At 64.9% G+C, this 1924-nt stretch carries 2 protein-coding genes; both read right to left on the reverse strand.

What is annotated here, in order from left to right:
* Window positions 1-8: 8 nt before the first annotated feature.
* Complete coding sequence (locus tag GGC47_RS27545) at window positions 9-860, reverse strand: alpha/beta fold hydrolase (protein ID WP_142023514.1); 852 nt, start codon at window positions 858-860, stop codon at window positions 9-11.
* Window positions 861-888: 28 nt separating this feature from the next.
* Window positions 889-1890: an NADP-dependent oxidoreductase gene (locus GGC47_RS27550; protein ID WP_429069943.1), complete on the reverse strand. Its 1002-nt coding sequence runs from the start codon at window positions 1888-1890 to the stop codon at window positions 889-891.
* Between the last annotated feature and the right edge of the window lie 34 nt (window positions 1891-1924).

Below are 1924 nucleotides of genomic sequence, written 5' to 3' on the forward strand. Positions count from 1 at the left end.
GCTGGCGGTCAGGCGGCCAGGAACACCCTGGCCTTCGTCAGGAAGGCGTCGTGATGCTGGAAGATGCCGCCATGCCCGGCGTCGGCGAAAAGGACGAGTTCGGCATCGGAAATACGGCGTGCCAGATCGACCGAATTCTCGCTCGGCACCATGATGTCATGGTCGCCGTTCGCGACGAGGACGGGCTTGGCGATGGTGTCCAAAGGTTGCGGCGACCGGAGGCCCCAGGCCTTGATCGCCTTCAGCTGGCGCAGGAAGGCCGTCAGCGAGACCGCCTTGTCACGATCCCCCGTCCGCTCCTTCAATCGCGCGAGAAACTCGAAGGCCGCTCGCTTGCCTGCCGCGCTCGACGTGAAGAAGAGATAGAACTTGGGATCACGAAAGGTCAGCAGCCCTTTGATGATGAGTGGCCACGACACCGGACCGACCCGCTCGATCCCGGTCCCGCCCGCAGGCCCCGTGCCGGCGAGGATGGCGCGGCGGATGAGATCGGGGGCGTCAAACAGGATCTGCTGCGCGACGAAGCCGCCGAGGGAGAAGCCGATCAGGTCGACCGATTTCAAGCCAAGCGCGCGGATCGTGGCGATCATGTCGTTGGCCATTTCTGCGACTGTGAGCGGCGCCCTGCCGCCCGAACTGCCGATGCCGCGATAGTCGAGCGCATAGACCGGTCGATCGGCAGCCAGGCCCTCGACGATGCGGGGATCGAAATTGTCGAGGTTCGCGCCCCAGTGATTGAGCAGCACCACCGGCACGCCTGCATCAGGCCCGAGGCGGCGATAAGCGAAGCGCGTGCCGGCAGCCTCGACATGGCGGGTGGGTGCCGCCTTCCAGTCTGCGCTGCGGATATGGGTGGCCATGGCGAAATCCTTGTTTCCGAAAATCGCGTCACTTGAGCGTGACGACGACCTTTCCCTTGGCGCGACCAGTGTCGATGTAGGCGAGTGCGTCGTTCACCTGCGCGAAGGGGAAGGCACGATCGACCACCGGGCGGATCGTGCCGTCTTCGATCAGCCTGGTGATCCGCTCAAGCTGCCCTCCGTCGGCGTGCATGAAGAGAAAGGAATACTCGACGCCCGCGCGCTTCGCGTTGCGCCGGATGCCCGCGCTGAGCAGGCGCAGCACGAGCCGAAGCACCACGTTCAAGCCCTGGCTGCGTGCGAAAGCGGGATCGGGAGCGCCGGAGATCGAGATGAGCTTGCCGCCGGGCTTCAGCACCTTCAGCGATTTTTCCAGCGTCGTGGCATCGAGCGTGTGGAGCACGAGGTCGTAGCCCGACAGCTCTTCCTCGAAGTTCTGGCTGCGATAGTCGATGACGACATCCGCCCCGAGCTCCTTCACCATCACGGCATTGGCGGCGCTCGCCGTCGTCGCGACGGTGGCGCCGAGATGCTTGGCAAGCTGGATGGCGAAGGTGCCGACACCGCCCGACCCGGCATGGATCAGCACCTTCTGTCCTGGTTTGATCTGCGCGCGCTCGACCAGCACCTGCCAGGCGGTCAGCCCGATCAGCGGGATCGATGCGGCCTCGGCCATCGAGATATTGCCCGGCTTGAGCGCCAGATCGCTCTCGTTGACGACGATCCGTTCGGCAAAGGCGCCGATCCGCCCATCACGGGGGCGGGCATAGACGGCGTCGCCGACTTTGAAGCGCCGCACGTTTGCTCCGACGCTGATCACGGTGCCCGCCAGATCGTGCCCAAGCACGAGCGGCGTCTTGTAGGGCAGGACCAGCTTGAATGCGCCGTCCCGGATCTTGGAATCGATCGGGTTGAGTCCTGCCGCGGCAACCTCGACCAGCACGTCGTCGGGACCGGCCACGGGCTCGGGCATGTCGCCCAGTCGCAACTGCTGTTTCTTGCCGTAGCGGTCGAGGATGAAGGCCTTCATGATGCTGTTCCTCCAGATCAGGCGTCAGCCATGA

The sequence above is a fragment of the Allobosea sp. OAE752 genome, assembly GCF_050433265.1.
Lineage (GTDB): Bacteria > Pseudomonadota > Alphaproteobacteria > Rhizobiales > Beijerinckiaceae > Allobosea > Allobosea spartocytisi.